Here is a 17,081-nt window from a genome sequence, read left to right as displayed (position 1 = left end):
AGATACACTTGGCACAGTGTATCTTTAGTGTATATATACTATAAGCTTAATTGATTCTCTATAATATTGACAACATACACTAACTCATCATTTGGTATTTTTAGCTGAAACAATTGTTCTAATAAACTTAGGCTTGATTTTAGTGAATCAATGTAGTTCTTGTTCTCTAATTGATTTAATTCTGAGGTAGTTGCTGATAGCGTATCATTTCTTAATATGCGTTCAACCATTCCAGATAAGTGCATGGTTAAAGAGATATAAAAAGAATACTCTTTTTTATTTGATAAAATATCTCGATCAACTTTCTGACAAATTGTCCACAATGGATCAATTAATTTAGTGGCATTGATAAAGGTATAATAATCATTAATATAATCTACACATGTTTTTTTAGCCTTATCTTCAGTTAACGTAAATTCTTCGTCAGATGTAAATGTATTCGATACGATATTTCCAATAAACGATGGGCCTTCTTTAGAAAATAGTTGGTCCATTGTAATAAACGGAACGGATAAATTAGGATTCTTAATTCCTGTGCTTGCTAATAAATGGTATTTTTCCTGTACCAATGGTAATGTCGTTTCTAAATCTACTATTGACATGGTAATTACCTCAATATCTTCTTCCATATATAAAGTAAGGTAATCATTGATTAATTCCTTCATTCGCTGTGCTGTCCCTTGCCCCGATGCACAAATAGCCAATATTGCTTGTGGTTTGTTCTTTTCAACGCTTACTTCAGATGTATCCTTTGCATGGTATCCGTGAAAATAACTTAGAGATTGATATAAATCTGTTAAATCGCCTTCAAGTAAACTCGCTTTTCTACCAGCTTCCAAAACTAATGCTGTTGTCACCATGTCAATAATTTTAACATTAATAGCAGTTTTTTCTTTTATATCCTCTGTAAAAGTTGTCAAAGATCCCATATCTACTAGCAACAATACTCCGCTTCCTTCATCTACTTCACTTACTTCATGTATGACTTTATCTAATGCTTCAGTAGGAGACATATCAAGAGGCATATCTACGGCACGAATATTATTTACTTTTAACAGCTGACTAACAACTTCCACCATGCTTGAAGCAGTACTTCTACCATGAGCTGCAACGACAATCCCTATTCTCCCATCCTTCACTGATTCATTTAAAGAAATCAACAAAACAGTTAAATAATTGATTTCTGATTGAGGCAATATAACCTGATGTTCCTCTTCAATAATTTGCTTAAATACTTTTGCCACATGATGTTCTTTCGGGTATGTTTCGATCATTTTAATGATATTTTCATCATTTCCAGTTTCTATTTGGATACCTTCTTTATAACGATTTAAAAAAGAGCTAATGTGAAGGCCGATTGCATATAAAAAGTTTTGTTCAAATTTGTAACCTACTTGTTCCACAGCGTATTGATACAACATACGCGTTGTTTTAATAACTTTACTATCAATGATTTCTCCTAATTTATTTTCTGAATCAAAATTAAAGCCATGATTACGGTAAAATGATTTCAAGTGAACGTTAATATCTGTTGTAATAAAATGATTGATGGCTTCTTGGTTAAACCCATCTTCTTTTAATAATGCTGCTTTGTCACCAATGATTTCATATAAATTGTAGGGTAGCTCATAACTATCCCCTTCATAAGTCTCAAATGATTCATTAGGCGAAATTATCATTTTTGATTCTAATAACTGTGTCAACTCAGCCATTGTATGTCGATCGCTGGCCAAATGAACGAGCCCTTCTTTTATCCCATCATTTAACTCATCCATCGTAATCGTGACATCCTGTTGATCCATGTGTTTTAAAAATGACTGTGCCGTGACAAGTTGAACATTCGATTTCAATTGCCCTACATTTCCATATGACACACTTCCAATTAATGCTTTTATCACGTCTTCCGTTAAAATAATTCGCCGATTAATACGTTGTGCTTCAATAATCATCATATTTTTTACTAATTCGACTTTTTCTTTTGCACTTCTTTCCTTAAAGTTTGGAAGTTTAATTGTAATAGGAATCCGCCTAACAAATGTATTCAACAGAGCTGAGTTAGGATCTTCTGTTGTGGCACAGATGATACGGACATTTGCTTCTCTTGTTTTAGTCGACTCTCCTAATTTTGAATATTTTCCATTATCCATAAAATAAAAAATCATCTCTTGTCCCTCTGGTGGCAATCGATGAATTTCATCTAAAAATAAATACCCATCATTTGCTAAAGTCATCAAACCATCTTTTTCTTCATCTGCTCCTGTAAAAGCTCCCTTTATATGACCAAATAAATGACTCATTAATAATTCTGGATTACTAGCATAGTCTGCACAATTAAATACTACTAACTCTTTATTCTCATCTATTATCTGTTGCTGTTTAGCATATTGAAACATAGTATGAGCAAAGTAGGTTTTTCCAGATCCTGTTGGACCTGTAATCAAACAATTTAATCCATTTGGTGGATATAAAATAGCCGCTTTTGCTTGCATAATAGCATTCTTCATACTACCCTTAATACCAATAATTCGTTTAAAAATATCATCGGAATAAATTAAATTAGATTTAGAAAGTGTTGTCGCATCAGTTTCTTCTTGATAACTTGGAACATACTTTGATAAGGGTTCATGTTGAAAAATCGATTTGACAACATATCTGACTGGCCTACCATCTAATTTTTCTACAATTCCTTCTCTTACTAATGTATTTAGATCTTTACTAGCATTACTACGCTGAATTTTTAAAAATTCAGCAACTTCTTTTGTTGTAACTCCAGATTCGCTAGCTAAATTGGTAGGGGAAAGATTCTTTGTTTGGTTAACAACATAATCATAAACCTGATCAATTCGTTTCATTTGTTTCCTCCTATAAATGACACACTACTATCATTGTATACTAGTGTATTATTACAGCAAAATTAAAATCGCTTTTTTATGTCTCTTTTATATAAAACGGTTGTAAAAAAAACTAATCTCTAAAAAAAGAGACTCGATTATCGAGACTCTTAAAATACTAATTATTTAACAAATTTCGCTGATTGTTCTCCAGCTTGACGACCAAATACAATGATATCACCGACTGAATTTCCACCAATACGATTACTTCCATGTAATCCACCAGTCACTTCTCCTGCAGCATACAATCCAGTAATTGGTTGATTGTCTTTATTCAGCACTTCTGTTTTATCATTAATTTTTACACCACCCATTGTGTAATGGATACCTGGTGCGATCTTAATCGCATAATATGGACCTTTATTTAATGCATGATCCATACCAGTTTCACGAGAAAATTCTGTATCGGATTTCGCTTCAACTGCTTTGTTCCAATCAGTCACAGTTGTACCAAGTGTTTTACCATCCATATCAATTTCTTTAGCTAATGCTTCAATTGAATCAGCAGATTTTACAAATCCTTGTTTTTCATAAAAGTTAATTGCTTTGACTCTTTCTTTCACTCCAGCATCAAAAATTAAGTAAGCGGATTTTTCAGGTAAAGCAGTAATAGCAGCAGATACATTATCACGTGTGCCCATTTCATTTGTGAATCGTTTACCTTCTTGACTAACTAAGATACCACCTTCACCACGAACAGCTTCACCAATTAATACCCCTTTGTCTTGTTGAACAGTTGGATGAATTTGGATTTGATCCATATCAACCGTTTGTCCGCCAAGTTTTTCAATCATGCGAATACCATCACCGGTACTACCTTCTTGGTTTGTTGTGACATACCCTTTAAGTTCAGGTTTTTCTTTTTCTAGCAATTCTGGATTAGCTCCATATCCACCAGTTGTCACAACAACAGCTTTACCATGCACTTCCTTTTCTTTGCCTTCAACCGTTACTTTAACACCATCAACTGTTGAATCATTTTCTAAAATCTCCGTTACATCAGCATTAACAAAAATTGGAATGTCTTTTTCATGAATATTATTTAATAATCCATGAACTAAGTATTCACCAACTGCTGAGCCATCTTCAGGTCTATGAGTTCTTTTTTCACTCATCCCACCAGTGATAGTCAAGTTGTTTAATTTAATTCCCATTGAGTCTAACCAATCAATAGCACTTGCTGAATGATCAACATAGTAACGTAATAATTCTTTATCGTTTGTTCCGTGTCCACCTTTAAGTGTTTCTTCATAGAATTTATCATTTGAATCTTTAATGCCAGCTTCTTTTTGATATTTTGTTTCTGAAGCATTCATCCCACTTGAAGCTTTCATTGTGTTCCCACCAGCTACTGGCATTTTTTCTAAAATAACTGGATTTTTACCTTCTTCTTTCGCTTGCAAAGCAGCTGACATCCCTGCTCCACCAGCACCAACAATAATAATATCGTACTCATCTTTTAACTCTTTTGGGTCAGTATATTTTTGTTCTGACGCACCAGAAGTTACATCTGATGTACTTGCTTTTGTCGATGAACTTTGAGATGTCTTCTCTGCAGTTTTTTGTCCCCCACAACCAGATAGCATCATTAAAGTGGCAAAACTAATGGTTAATGATTTGAATAGTTTACTTTTCATAAATCTAATCCCCTTTTTTAATTGTTAAATTACTAACATACTTAGAAAATAATACCCTAAATATGCTATTTTAACAAGAAAAAAATTAATAATTATTTCACAACTTATTTTTTTAATGAAAACAAGACTTTTTTCATTTATTATTTAAAAAGATGTTTTATTTAAACTATCATGGCGTATTTACATTGATATATGCTCTTAACTAATTTATCCAATTCTTCGTAATCTCTTAAAGTTAATGGAAAATCAAAATATCGGATCGTTGAAGTCATACAACTATTACAATCAAAAATATTTGAAACATTTGTCAATATAACATCTGCTTCTTTAACATCATATGTATCCATAAATTCAATATGGTATTTTCCAGAATAATGATATGCAATATCTCTTTCTAATAACGCTTTCGTTAAATATGGCAAATCACTTTCTAATAAAATACATATGGTTGGCTCAAAATAGGTCAATGGTTTAATCATAGAAAATAATAGCATGTATTTTTGAACTAAAAAACGCTTTTGTAAAAAAATCGAATCATTAGTTTGATTATAAACCTTATCCACTAAACGATGTAACTCTGAATATAGTACTGTGTATTTTTCCTGTGTATCATCCAACATATAACGACCATCCATTGTCAAAGATACGTGATGAAATAATTTACAAAATAAATGGGTACAAAATGTTGTTAGAAAAAAAGACTCATAATAGTTTTTGGGAATAGGCAATAGTTCTTGATGGAATGTTTTAACTAGTGAGTCGGTTACAACAAATACATCCGAGTTATTTTTTTTATGATAAGACAACACTTGTCTTGTTAAATTATCACATTGATAGATATTCATTCTAAGTTGAATTAGTAGTAGATAAAAATAAATTTCAGCTGTTAATTTTTGCTGTCTTTTAAAAAAAAGAAGTTCTAAAAAGGGGGCTTGATTTAAAATTTGCTTAATATTGACATAGTCTTTCCATTCAGCTTCAAATGTAACCACGTGATTTTTGCCTAATCTGAACAAATTAATAGCTAACATGTAAGCAAGTTGTTTCCTTTGTGTTTGAGTCAAACGCATCTCTAACGCTTGATTCAAACCATCGACTACTTCATAAACCTTTAATTGACTAACCTGTTTAAAGGGCCAGACATTTCCTTTAACACCATACCATATTAAATAATAAGTCAACAATCGAATTTGTTTTTCTTCTCCCACTATCCTAAAACTAATATTGGATAAAGACAAATGATATCTTTTTAAATAATGGCGTATTTTTTTAAGTCCTTTTCTGACCTTACTCTCACTGATAAAATGATCCATTGAATACTTGGTCACTGATTGGAACTCTTCAAAAAATATTTGTTTTAACATCATAAAGGTTTCATCTTGTTCTATGACTAATTGCTTAAATCTATTCAATCCTTGACCTTTAGGGGTTTCTAGGTAGACACCTCTATATTTTTCATAACTTAAATACAATCTGTCCTCTTCTTTTTCATCTTTATTAAACTGTTCAATACAATCTTTTAATTGAATCACATAGCGTTGAATAGTTCTTTCCACCACATTCAATTTTTCACTAATCTCATGCATGCTATACCATTCATTTTTTTCTGATATGATTGAAAAAATAGATAAAATATTTCGACTATTTGCATTTAATAACATAAATAAATCTGTTTCCATATTTCAATAGCTCCTATACCTTATGACAGTAAAAAAAGTAACAGACCAAGCAAAAGGTACAAATCAAGCGGAATAATTTTCATTACTCCGCTTGGTTAAAAGGTATGTTCAAAAGAAATGTCGACTAAACTGTCATTTATTTTTTAGTCCCATTCATCAACAAGATTGTCTAATTCTTTTTCGTTATAATTATCATATTTATCAATTTCGTGTAAAATCTTTTTAATTTCATGAATGGCTTTCTTTTCTTCAAACCAGCATTTCACTGATTTCTCATGACCTTTTTCCATTTCATCGTCAATTTTAGCTAATGTTTCATCTAAATTTGTTAAAATATTAGAGATTTGATTGATTACTTTTTCTTCTTTTTTGTCATAGTCTGTCATTTTTAACACGTCCTATTCCTTATTTTTGTAGTTCTAGAGGTAATTTCACATCATAAGTGTGTTCAACTTTTTCGCTGTCATCACCTTTTTTGTGTCCATCGAAGGTTAATTTGATTTCTTTGACTTGGTCAGCTTGTTCTAACTTATCAAAGGTAAAATAAACATGGCCGTCTTTTTGTTTATCTTTAGCAAAAATATCTTCCCAGTAATCTCTAAAATGTTTACCTGTGATTTCTGTACCATCTTTTAAGACTAAGACAGCATCACTTGGGTGAATGCTTACATCTTCTTTTCCATCATTTTTTAATGTAAAGTCCATAGACATTAAACCTTTGTATTCGTTATTTTCTTTGTCTTTGTATTTATCTACTTCAACGATTTTTACTTTACCGATTTTAAAATCAACATTTTCCCAGCTTTTATCTTGCCAGTCAGTATCATATTTTGCTTCTAATTTTACTTTTGGATCATTTTCACCCTTGATGATTTCTTTAAATGAGCCATCATCTTTAAGGCTCACGCTTTCTACATCAACTTTTTCACCGTCTTTTAGTGTTTCTGTTGTAGAAGCAACTGTTCCAGCTTCAACTGTTCCTTTCACTTCTTCTTTTGATCCACAGCCACCTAAAAGTAATAATAATGTTGCTCCGACAGTGACACTTAATAATGCAGTTTTTTTCATAATTGTTCCTCCTGATTTTAACTAATGTCTAATAATAATTAGTTATTTAATTGATTCAATACAAGTATTATATTTTTTAATTTTATCTAATTTATGAATAATGTTTTCTATTTTTTCGATACATGATGAGATACATTTTCACAATTTATTCAATATCTTTTTTAGTGTTCTGGTTTAACTGTTGTTTTTTTTGGTTCTTCGTGACATAAAATTCTTGCATGATTCAATTCTTTTATCGCCGCATTAAAATCCTTTGCAAAAGCGTTTGCCATATTTTGACCCATATCTGCACGACACACAAATCGTTGAACAATCGTGCCTTGCATATCCTTAGGAAATGGATAAGATGGAACTTGCCATCCTCTCATTTGTAAACGATCAGACAAGTCATACAGTGACCATTCTACATTAGCATCCTCTTTTAACGTGAAACAAACGATTGGTAAATTTTCTCCTGTATTAAACATTTTAAAAAGTCCAGTTTCTTCAACTGTTTTAGCTAAAGACATGGCTACTTTTTTTGTTCGCTCATGAATTTCTTTGTATCCATTAAACCCAAAGCGGTAAAAATTATAATATTGCCCAATAATTTGGCTAGCACTTCTAGAAAAATTAATCGCCATTGTTGGCATAACACTACCTAAATAACTCACTTCAAAAACCAATTCTTTTGGTAGATACTCTTCGTCTTTCCATAACACCCATCCAACTCCAGGATAAACTAAGCCGTATTTATGGCCAGATGAATTGATAGACACCACATTTTTCAATCTAAAATCCCACAATAAATCTGGTTCGATAAATGGTACAAATAAACCACCGCTTGCTCCATCCACGTGAATCACTAAGTCTTGATTGTGTGTTTGATTGTATTCTTCAACCAGCTCATCTAATTTTTTAATGTCGTCAAATTTTCCAGTATAAGTAATACCTAAAATACCGACAATCCCAATCGTATACTCATCAACATAGTCCATGACAGTATCTGTGTTGATACTTAAATGCTCACTATCAACTGGGACTTCACGCATTTCAATATCCCAGTATACACAGAATTTTTCCCAACATACTTGATAAGCTGATGAAATAACTAAGTTTGGTCGTTTTGCATTGATATCTAATCCATTTTTCTTAGCACGATCTCGCCATCTAAATTTCATCGCCATCCCACCGAGCATACAAGCTTCACTTGAGCCAACAGTTGAAGTTCCCATCACACGATCTCGGTTTGGTGCATGCCATAAATCAGCAATCATTCTCACGCATTTTTGTTCCATAGCAGCCGTTTGGGGATACTCGGATTTATCAATAGCATTTTTTTCCATTGTTTCTGCCATAATAGCAGTCACTTCTGGTTCCATATAAGTTTGACAAAATGTCGCCAAATTTTGTCGAGCATTTCCTTCATTGATTAATTCGTCTTTTATTAAACGATAAGCAATAGATGGATTAATTGGGTCCATTCTCATTTTATCTAACATTACTGCTTCTTCTGATGCATTTGATCCAAAGATTGGTACGACTGATTGATTTTTTTCGCTAGTCATAACTAGACCTCCTAAAAATTTTAAATTATATAAAATGGGATAAGTATCTCATTTAAAAAACATTATTTTTCTAAAGCTTGTAGTTTTTGATTATCATTTAAAGCAGATATATTTTCCAAGTGTTTTCTTTGTAAGTAATCCATTGAAAATCTTAAAAGAATAACAAAGAATATAAAGATACATAATAAGGTGATAATACTTCTATTAAACATTGGTGCACCAATCCCTCTAGAGATTGCTTCCCTAAATCCATAAATGGAATAGGTCATTGGTAAATAAGGGTGAATGGCATTAAAGAAACTGTTTTGCAATGGTAATGGGAATGTTCCTCCAGCTCCTCCTAGTTGTAACACCAATAAAATCATCGCAATAAATCGACCTGGATTATCAAATGTCATAGCTAAAAACATAATCAAGAACATATAACTCCACGCAGTCACAATTCCCACTAGATAAAGTTTTCCAACTTGATCGACGGGTAATTTTAATAACAACATGATAGTCGCTTCGATAATTGCCATAATCGTTGATACGACAAATCCCATTGCAACTTTACTTAACCACCAATCACGACTGGATTGCCCTTCCATTGAAACACGTCTGATTGGGAAGATAAAGTTGAATACAATACAGCCAACAAATAACGCAAGTGACATAATGTATGGTGCTAAAGCTTGTCCATAATTTTTTACTTTACTGTATTCAATATTTTGTAACCCTGTTGGTGCTGCGAACATTTTGACGTTTTTATTATTAAATTTCAAACGACTAACTAATTTATCTGCTTGTGTTAAAGCACTTGCCATTGTTGTTGCACCTACTGTTAGTTGATTGGCTCCACTCATTAATTTCGGTGTGTTATCGGTTAATTTTGTGAGTCCTTGACTTAATTCATTGGCTCCACCATCTAAACGTGTAACGCCTGATATTAGTTCTGGCATTTTACCTGACATAGTATTGAATCCATTTGTTAAAGTATTACTTCCAGCTGACAAACGATTAATACCATTTAACGCAACAGGTGCTTCATTCACTAGGTTATCCACTTGAGATAATCCTGTTTCTAATTCATGTAACACATTTTGTGTGTTGGCTAAGTTGACATTGTTACCAAAGCTTTCCAATAAATCGGTGGTTCCTGCTTTAATATTTACAATAGATTCTTTCATTTCTCCTGTATTTTCTGACAATCCTTTGGCTAATTGACTCATCATCGTTGCTTGTTGTGATAATGATTTTGCTTGCTGGCTTGCACCATTTAGTCCTGTTTGAACTTGACTAACGATACCATCAATGTCAGCTGAAGAGCTTTTAATATCTGTCACTAATTGTGTTGAGAAGCTAGTAACTTGCTGTGATAGTTGTGCAATCAACTCTTGTTTAATATCATCACTTATTCGGCTATTTTGTTGAATTATACCTTCTAACACTTGCTGAAATTGTTGTGTGTCCCGAGAGACTATCTGGTTGATTTTTCCAATCACTTGGCTAAACCCTGATAATTGATTACTTAATCCAATTAGATCTGTTGACAAAGCAGTTGATACACTAGAAACTTCACTCAACTCTTTTGAATCATTTAAAACTGATTCAACTTGTTGATTAATCTTTTCGATATCTTGTTTTAACAAATTAGCTGAAGATCCTGATAAACTGGCTTCCACATTTCTTAAACTGGCTTCTAACTCTTTTGTACCATTTAATAAATCTGTCACACCACTTCCAACTTCATTTAATTTCCCTGAGAGTGGTTGAAGTTTGTCATTGACTTCGTTTAGTCCATTAGATAATTGTGTCGCACCATTTTGTAATTCCGTTACCCCTTGTTTTAACGGAGAAACATTAGACGCTAACTCATTTACACCATTTGCTAATGTGTTTGAGCCATTAGCTGCAGTAGACACACCATTCGTGTATTCACCCAAACCGTTATCGAGTTTTTTACTGCCTGTTGCAAGTTCTTTTGAGCCATTGGTTAATTTTATTAAATCTTGTTTACCCTTTTGACCAAGTGCTAACGCTGTTTTAACATAAGCTGCGGTGACACTTTCTCGCACTTTCGCTTCCAACTCTTTGGCTCCAATTTGAGCCATATCCAATCCAATATAATTTAGCGAACCATTTGTTGTGTACTGAATTTCCATTTGATTAGGAGAAGGATTTAAAAGACTCGTCGCATTTTTTGAAAAATCTTTTGGAATCGTGACAATCATGTAATATTTCAAGTCCTTCATGCCATCCATTGCTTGCTTTTCATCAACAAATTCCCATTTAAGTTGTTTGTTATGTTTTAATTCATCAATGACACTCTTCCCAACATCAACTTTTTGGCCTAACATCTCAACTGGTTGATCTTCATTTACCACGGCTACAGGCAAATGACTCGAACGGTTATATGGATCCCAAACAGATTTATCAAATACACTCGAATATAATATCGGAATAAAACAGATAGCTATCACAGAAATTAGTAGTATTTTATTATGAAATAACTGTTTAAATTCCTGTTTAATCATTTGCACGTTAATCACTTTCTTTCTTCATTATTTAAATTAATCGAATGTTTTTTCCCATATATGTGATAAAACACAAATGGTAACAATACGGTTATAACAGAACTAAAAGCTAATGTTATTAAGTAGGTTTTCGCTTCATTTGCTTTTAATTCACTTGGCGCAATAAAGGAAGAAACTAATGCTAATAAAGACATCCCCATACCCAAACTTGCTAACAACGCTTTTACTTTTCTTCCTCCTGGTACTTCGTAAGCTCTTTTTAATGCTTGATTTGATTTCTTAAAAATTAAAACGAAATACCCAATAAAAAATAATAAATAGCCACATAAATAAATCACAACGGTTAATGAAATGGCGGTTAAAAATGACACAGCATTTCCTCCTCCACCAAAAGTTAAAACGGCAGCCCAAATGGTCACGATAACACCTTGTATGATTAGTAAAGAAGTTGGCACTCCATTTTTATTAATTTTTTGACAGCTTTTAGGGAGCAATCCTTGATCGGCAACATAACGCAAGCCTTCTGTTGGACTGACAATCCATGAACTAACTTGAGCTAGCACACCAAATGCCAACATAATCGCAAGGATTTCGACTAACCATGATAGATGAGGATTACCTTTCAAAATCAATGTTTCAAATGCTTGAATCACCCCACTATTTAACGACAGATGTTTCGCTGGTACGACCATTGAAACAGTCGTGCCACCAATAGTACTTAATACGATTCCTGTAATAACTAAGTAAACCATCATTAACGGATAATTCTTTTGTGGATTATCCAGTGATTTAATATGGGATGCTGAAGCTTCCACCCCAACATAGGCTAAAATAAAAGTCACCAATGATGAGAAGGTTTGCTTATTCGGGAAAAATGATTTATCTAAAAATGAATGTGTTACAGCATGACCTGTAGCAACATATTTAATAGTAAAAATTAATAAGACAGTTACAGGAATAATAATGCCTATCACAAAACCTGCTTTCGCAATTTGAGATGTGGTTTTTGTCCCTTTAAATTGTAAAAATGTTAATAACCAAAAAATTAAAACTACCACTAAAAATTTAATGAGCTTATTGTCATTCATCTCTGGAAATTTTAACGCATATGATAACGCACCAATGATAAAATAACTCATTGTGACAAATCCCACTGTGATTTGAAACCACTGGAAGAAAATGGCAGCAAAACCAAATTTTTCTCCTAACGTTTTACCTACCCATCCAAAAATCCCCCCTCCATCAAACGCCTCTACAGTACCAATTTCTGCTGCACATAAGGCAACTGGTAAAAACCAGAATAGACCACATACTAATAAAAAGAAAATAAGTGTCTTCCCCGATTCAGCAAACGTTGGGTACTCATAGACCGTGATAAATAACGAAGCCGTCATGGCAAAAAAACTGAATAAAGATAATTTTTTTGTATTCTGCATGATTTAAATCCTCTCTACTAAACATTAGAAATAACTGATTTGTTAAATTTCTTTACAATACATCAAATATTAAATAGCATTGTAAGTATTCATGTTATTAATCTATCTTCTATCTCTATAGCAACGATAAGTATATCGCTTAATTCATACTTAACTTAGAACATCCAATGAAAAGAAAACTAAAAAACTTTGATTTTATTGACCTAAAATCAATTTTTATGCGAATTGTCTTTTTTTATAAAACAGATTATACTTGTTTCACTAGTATGTCTGATTTATTTTCTTGAAAGGAATGAAATCATTGATTGATTTATTACTTGAACCCAAAATAAAAATGACTATCTCTGTCATTAATATCATTTACAATCATTACGATTGGACACAAACGTCCTACCTATCTAAAGAATTAACGATTTCTGAAAGGACAGTCCAACATTACATAAAAGATATTTTAGAAAGAAAAAAAGAGTATGATTTAATAACAGATAATCAACTTTCTATTGATTATCTAAAAATGAAAGGAATAAAAATTACTGACTATTCAAATGACTTTGAAGATTTTAAAAAATTCGTTGTTCAAAGTAGTCAAACTATGATCCTATTAAATGACATCATTAATCAACAAATCGTCTCCGTAACAAACTATTGCCAAATGCATTTTTTAAGTGAAACAACAGTTAGAAAAAATCTCAAACGAATTAGAGAAACCTGTCATGTTTATGGAATTGATTTAGTTCATTTAAAATTAGTTGGTGATGAACGTAAAATAAGATATTTCATTGCTTTATTTGATACAATGGTTAATCGAAATGCTTATTTTTTACTCGACGGTATAAATTATGAGGAACTAAAACAGAACTTTGATGATTTTTTTAAAAAAGCAAATTTCCAAATATCTGGTGTTAAAAAGCAAAAAACGATCAATATTTTTTTAATTCATTTACAGAGGATTAGTTTTAGTCAACTTATTATCATTAGTGATAAATTAAATCGCTTTGTAGCTTCTCATCCTATCTATCCTTATGTTGAAGAATTATTCCAACATTATTACGTTTTTAATCAAAAAGAAATTGCTTATTTTTTCTATATTATGACACTTGATGAAGAGCTAAATAGAAAACAGAACACCAATCTTGTTTACAATTTTTTTAATGAAAATCAATTAGAACTAATGACGATAACTGATTTAATTTTTTGTGATTTATTTCCATTATTTCGCCCCTTATCAGATGAGGATATTTACTTAATAAAGAGAGATATTTTCTATACTGGTTTTGTTACAATGGTATTTAATCAATTAGTATTCGAATATAAATATGGTGTCACTGTTCACTATAATTTAGAACAATACCCTATTATCACTGCAAAATTTACAAAGGTTATCAAAAAACATTTGATTGAAACAGGCTTTATTTCGAATAGTCAACTAACGATTCTTTTACAACAATATTTTTTTCGTTTTCTTTATTTTGTGGATTCAGAACACCTATATAAAGTCGTATCGATTCATATAGAACCAGCGTTTGACTATCTGCACCAAAAGCAAATAAAAGACTATTTGGATTTATATTTTAATCATCAAATAAACTATCAAGACTCTTACTCAAAAAAGCAGACAGATATTGTCTTAACGCCATTTCATGAAACGAGTAAACATTCACTCTACAAAGATACACCCATTATTATGGTAAAATTTCCACTTAACCTAACCTTTCTTCAAAAAGTAGAGACTATCATTAAAGAAAAACAAAAAAAAGACGAAGAATGATTTCATTCTCCGCCTTTTTCTTTTGCGTACTGTTCAATGACTGCTTCAATTTCTAAAAACGTGGGATGTGTCAAATAATCTTTTTTTAAAAAATAAAATAAACGTTTATAATTCATACCCAATTCTTGATAGGGCATATGTTTAGGGACTGACACACGTGAAATAATACTTTTTCCAATCCCTTTTTCAAGTAATCTCACAATCATTTCATTATTTTTTACACATAAACGCTGTGGTTGAATGTTTTCTTGTAAAAAATATCGCTTGGTATAATGATATACACCTGAAATATCTTCCCGGCACAACCACAGATCACTCTCAAGATTACCAGCAATCACCAACTCATCTGTTAAAAACTCTTTTCGGCATACAGGACCTGTTTCCAATGGTTTTTCAATAAATCCAAAATGCGCTCGATGCTGTAAGACATTTTCCAGAACTTCTTCGGAATTATGCATATCAAGTTCAAAATATACCTCAGGAAATCTCTTAACTAACCGACTCATTAAATCAGGTAAGTAATAGATAGAAAAAGTATTCGATGCACTAATAACACATTTTACTGGATTATTTCCAACCTGTTTAATCAATCTCTTGGTTTCTAACCAGTCATCTTCTAAATTTAATAGCCTTGTATACAGGATAGTTGCTTCTTTTGTTGGAGACATCTCTTGTTTCGTTTTTCTAATAAACAATTTACAATTTAGTTCTTCTTCTAATTGTTTCATTTGACTAGAAACAGCTGGTTGTGAAATGAATAAATTTTCAGCCGCTTTTGTAAAGTTTCTCGTCTCATATGCTTCTTTAAATGTTAAAAACAATTTAAACATCTTTACACCTACTATTTGTTTTTATAATAGTTAATATTCTAACTATTTATTTTTAAAATGTAAACTAAACCAGTATAATCAAATTATGTTAACTTTGGAGGAATGAATATGAAACAATTGAAACAAACTATCTACCCTGGTCTTCTCTTATCCCTAGCGATTGCTAGCTTATCAAAAATACTCGCCATATGGTTACCGTCACTCGGAGCTGGAACCATTGCTATTTTATTAGGTATTTTATTAGGAAATCTTTTTTTTAATCAATCAGTTTGGCAAAAGGGAACTAAATTTTCAGAAAAAACACTATTGGAATTATCCATTGTTCTACTTGGAACTACCGTAACCTTTCAAACTATTGTACAAATTGGGGGTTCTGGTATTCTATTTATTATGTGTCAAATGACACTAACGATTCTATCAGCTTACTTTATTGGGAAAAAATTAAAATTTAACCAGACGATGTCATTACTGATGGCAGGAGGAAATGCTGTATGTGGTTCATCAGCTATTGGTGCAATCGCACCAGAAATTGGGGCTAAAGATAAAGAAAAAGGACAAATTATTACCTTAGTCAATTTATTAGGAACTGTGATGATGCTGACTCTTCCTATTATTGGTGGTACAGTTTTTACAGATAATGTGATGGCTAAAAGTGCCTTAATTGGTGGAACGCTTCAATCAGTCGGTCAAGTTATTGCCAGTGCCAATATGGTTAGTTCACAAGTTGTAGAAATGGCAACTTTATTTAAAATTTTACGGATCATGTTCTTAGTAGTCGTTGTATTTGCTTTTGGAAAAATTGCTAACCAATCAACAGACAACAACCTAACAATACAAGAAAAGGCTAAGAAAAAATTTCCGCTTCCTTGGTATATCATTGGCTTTATCATTTGTTGTGTCTTAAATAGTGTCATTCATTTTCCAACTATATTAAGCCAAACAACGCACTCAATTAGTGGCTGGTTTGAAATTACTGCTTTAGCAGCTATTGGATTACGTATTAACGCAAAAGAATTTTTTAAAGAAGGCCCTCGATTTTTAGCGTATGCTGGAAGTGTAGGAATTGTTCAAACGATTGTTGCCATTACTTTAATAAAATTATTATCCATTTAATAAATAAAAAGCAAGCCCTAAAATCATAGGAGCTTGCTTTTTGATTTAAACAATTGTCGCACCAAGCGTATTTTTAAAATGGCCTAAAGCCCATTTATGGCCAACCTGATCAAAGCTTTGGACAGCTTTTTCGTGAATTACAATATTGTATCCTAAATTATAAGCATCGATAGCGGTATGTAACACACAAATATCTGTACACACTCCTACTAAATGAACTGTATCGATTTTTCTTTCTCTTAATCGAATATCTAAATCTGTGCCACTAAAAGCTGAATAGTGACGCTTATCTATCCAATACACCGTATCTTTTTCCTTATTTTTTTGATACACATCATTTAATCCTTGATACAATTCTCTTCCTTTTGTTCCAATAATATTATGAGGAGGAAATAAAGTGTTCTCTGGATGATACTTATCTGTGTCATCATGACAATCAATAGCAAAAACAACGTAATTTCCATCGTCAATAAATTGGTTAGTTAAACGGACCATCTCTGTTTCAATGGCTTGACCGAATTCACCAGTCGTTAATTTTCCATCACTTGCAACAAAATCATTTGTATAATCTATTGATATCAAAGCTTTCATGTCTT

12 protein-coding genes are annotated in these 17,081 nt (G+C 32.0%); 2 read left to right on the top strand and 10 right to left on the bottom strand.

All coding sequences use genetic code 11. The features are described 5' to 3' along the window. Nucleotides 1-38: 38 nt before the first annotated feature. The 8 genes from AC37UB_RS06480 to AC37UB_RS06445 all read right to left on the bottom strand — a co-directional run bounded on the left by AC37UB_RS06480 (nucleotide 39) and on the right by AC37UB_RS06445 (nucleotide 12,774). Nucleotides 39-2,852, bottom strand: a complete 2,814-nt coding sequence (locus AC37UB_RS06480) for a sigma-54-dependent transcriptional regulator (protein ID WP_490685471.1) — start codon at nucleotides 2,850-2,852, stop codon at nucleotides 39-41. A gap of 161 nt (nucleotides 2,853-3,013) precedes the next feature. After that, a complete protein-coding gene (locus AC37UB_RS06475; RefSeq protein WP_117972742.1) occupies nucleotides 3,014-4,528 on the bottom strand; it encodes a flavocytochrome c in 1,515 nt (504 codons plus the stop codon). A 161-nt stretch (nucleotides 4,529-4,689) separates the two neighbouring features. Next, the gene (locus tag AC37UB_RS06470) at nucleotides 4,690-6,207 is read right to left on the bottom strand and encodes an AcpB/EbpR/MafR family transcriptional regulator (RefSeq protein WP_117972741.1); all 1,518 of its coding nucleotides are present in this window, start codon (nucleotides 6,205-6,207) and stop codon (nucleotides 4,690-4,692) included. 143 nt (nucleotides 6,208-6,350) lie between these two features. After that, on the bottom strand, nucleotides 6,351-6,593 hold the full coding sequence (locus AC37UB_RS06465) for a hypothetical protein (RefSeq protein WP_117972740.1): 243 nt from the start codon (nucleotides 6,591-6,593) through the stop codon (nucleotides 6,351-6,353). A gap of 19 nt (nucleotides 6,594-6,612) precedes the next feature. Then, a complete protein-coding gene (locus AC37UB_RS06460; protein WP_241699380.1) occupies nucleotides 6,613-7,275 on the bottom strand; it encodes a hypothetical protein in 663 nt (220 codons plus the stop codon). A 161-nt stretch (nucleotides 7,276-7,436) separates the two neighbouring features. After that, entirely contained in the window at nucleotides 7,437-8,822 is a 1,386-nt protein-coding gene (gad, locus tag AC37UB_RS06455) for a glutamate decarboxylase (protein WP_117972738.1), read from the bottom strand. 62 nt (nucleotides 8,823-8,884) lie between these two features. After that, on the bottom strand, nucleotides 8,885-11,353 hold the full coding sequence (locus tag AC37UB_RS06450; RefSeq protein ID WP_490685470.1) for a YhgE/Pip family protein: 2,469 nt from the start codon (nucleotides 11,351-11,353) through the stop codon (nucleotides 8,885-8,887). Beyond that, nucleotides 11,350-12,774 (bottom strand): amino acid permease, encoded by a 1,425-nt coding sequence (locus tag AC37UB_RS06445; RefSeq protein ID WP_490685469.1) that lies wholly within the window; start codon nucleotides 12,772-12,774, stop codon nucleotides 11,350-11,352. Before AC37UB_RS06445 ends, AC37UB_RS06450 begins: the two co-directional genes overlap by 4 nt. Before the next feature lie 301 nt (nucleotides 12,775-13,075). Here AC37UB_RS06445 and AC37UB_RS06440 point away from each other — a divergent pair, with 301 nt between their 5' ends. Next, a complete protein-coding gene (locus tag AC37UB_RS06440) occupies nucleotides 13,076-14,542 on the top strand; it encodes a helix-turn-helix domain-containing protein (RefSeq protein ID WP_490685468.1) in 1,467 nt (488 codons plus the stop codon). Nucleotides 14,543-14,544: 2 nt separating this feature from the next. Here the strand turns inward: AC37UB_RS06440 and AC37UB_RS06435 are convergent, their stop codons facing one another. Further along, entirely contained in the window at nucleotides 14,545-15,372 is an 828-nt protein-coding gene (locus AC37UB_RS06435) for a LysR family transcriptional regulator (protein WP_490685467.1), read from the bottom strand. A 108-nt stretch (nucleotides 15,373-15,480) separates the two neighbouring features. Between AC37UB_RS06435 and AC37UB_RS06430 the strand changes: the two genes are divergently transcribed. Beyond that, nucleotides 15,481-16,485: a YeiH family protein gene (locus AC37UB_RS06430; protein WP_241699377.1), complete on the top strand. Its 1,005-nt coding sequence runs from the start codon at nucleotides 15,481-15,483 to the stop codon at nucleotides 16,483-16,485. A gap of 45 nt (nucleotides 16,486-16,530) precedes the next feature. Here the strand turns inward: AC37UB_RS06430 and AC37UB_RS06425 are convergent, their stop codons facing one another. Further along, nucleotides 16,531-17,076, bottom strand: coding sequence for a cysteine hydrolase family protein (locus AC37UB_RS06425; protein ID WP_241699376.1), 546 nt, complete (start codon nucleotides 17,074-17,076; stop codon nucleotides 16,531-16,533). Nucleotides 17,077-17,081 lie beyond the last annotated feature (5 nt).

The organism is Vagococcus changpingensis, assembly GCF_058211775.1.
The sequence above is the reverse complement of the archived record's forward strand: the minus strand, read 5'-3'. Positions and strand labels throughout refer to the sequence as shown.

Coding starts and splice junctions, on each gene's coding strand:
- AC37UB_RS06480 (WP_490685471.1), bottom strand. CDS start 2,852: ATGAAACGAATTGATCAGGTTTATGATTATGTTGTTAACCAAACAAAG.
- AC37UB_RS06475 (WP_117972742.1), bottom strand. CDS start 4,528: ATGAAAAGTAAACTATTCAAATCATTAACCATTAGTTTTGCCACTTTA.
- AC37UB_RS06470 (WP_117972741.1), bottom strand. CDS start 6,207: ATGGAAACAGATTTATTTATGTTATTAAATGCAAATAGTCGAAATATT.
- AC37UB_RS06465 (WP_117972740.1), bottom strand. CDS start 6,593: ATGACAGACTATGACAAAAAAGAAGAAAAAGTAATCAATCAAATCTCT.
- AC37UB_RS06460 (WP_241699380.1), bottom strand. CDS start 7,275: ATGAAAAAAACTGCATTATTAAGTGTCACTGTCGGAGCAACATTATTA.
- gad (WP_117972738.1), bottom strand. CDS start 8,822: ATGACTAGCGAAAAAAATCAATCAGTCGTACCAATCTTTGGATCAAAT.
- AC37UB_RS06445 (WP_490685469.1), bottom strand. CDS start 12,774: ATGCAGAATACAAAAAAATTATCTTTATTCAGTTTTTTTGCCATGACG.
- AC37UB_RS06435 (WP_490685467.1), bottom strand. CDS start 15,372: ATGTTTAAATTGTTTTTAACATTTAAAGAAGCATATGAGACGAGAAAC.
- AC37UB_RS06430 (WP_241699377.1), top strand. CDS start 15,481: ATGAAACAATTGAAACAAACTATCTACCCTGGTCTTCTCTTATCCCTA.
- AC37UB_RS06425 (WP_241699376.1), bottom strand. CDS start 17,076: ATGAAAGCTTTGATATCAATAGATTATACAAATGATTTTGTTGCAAGT.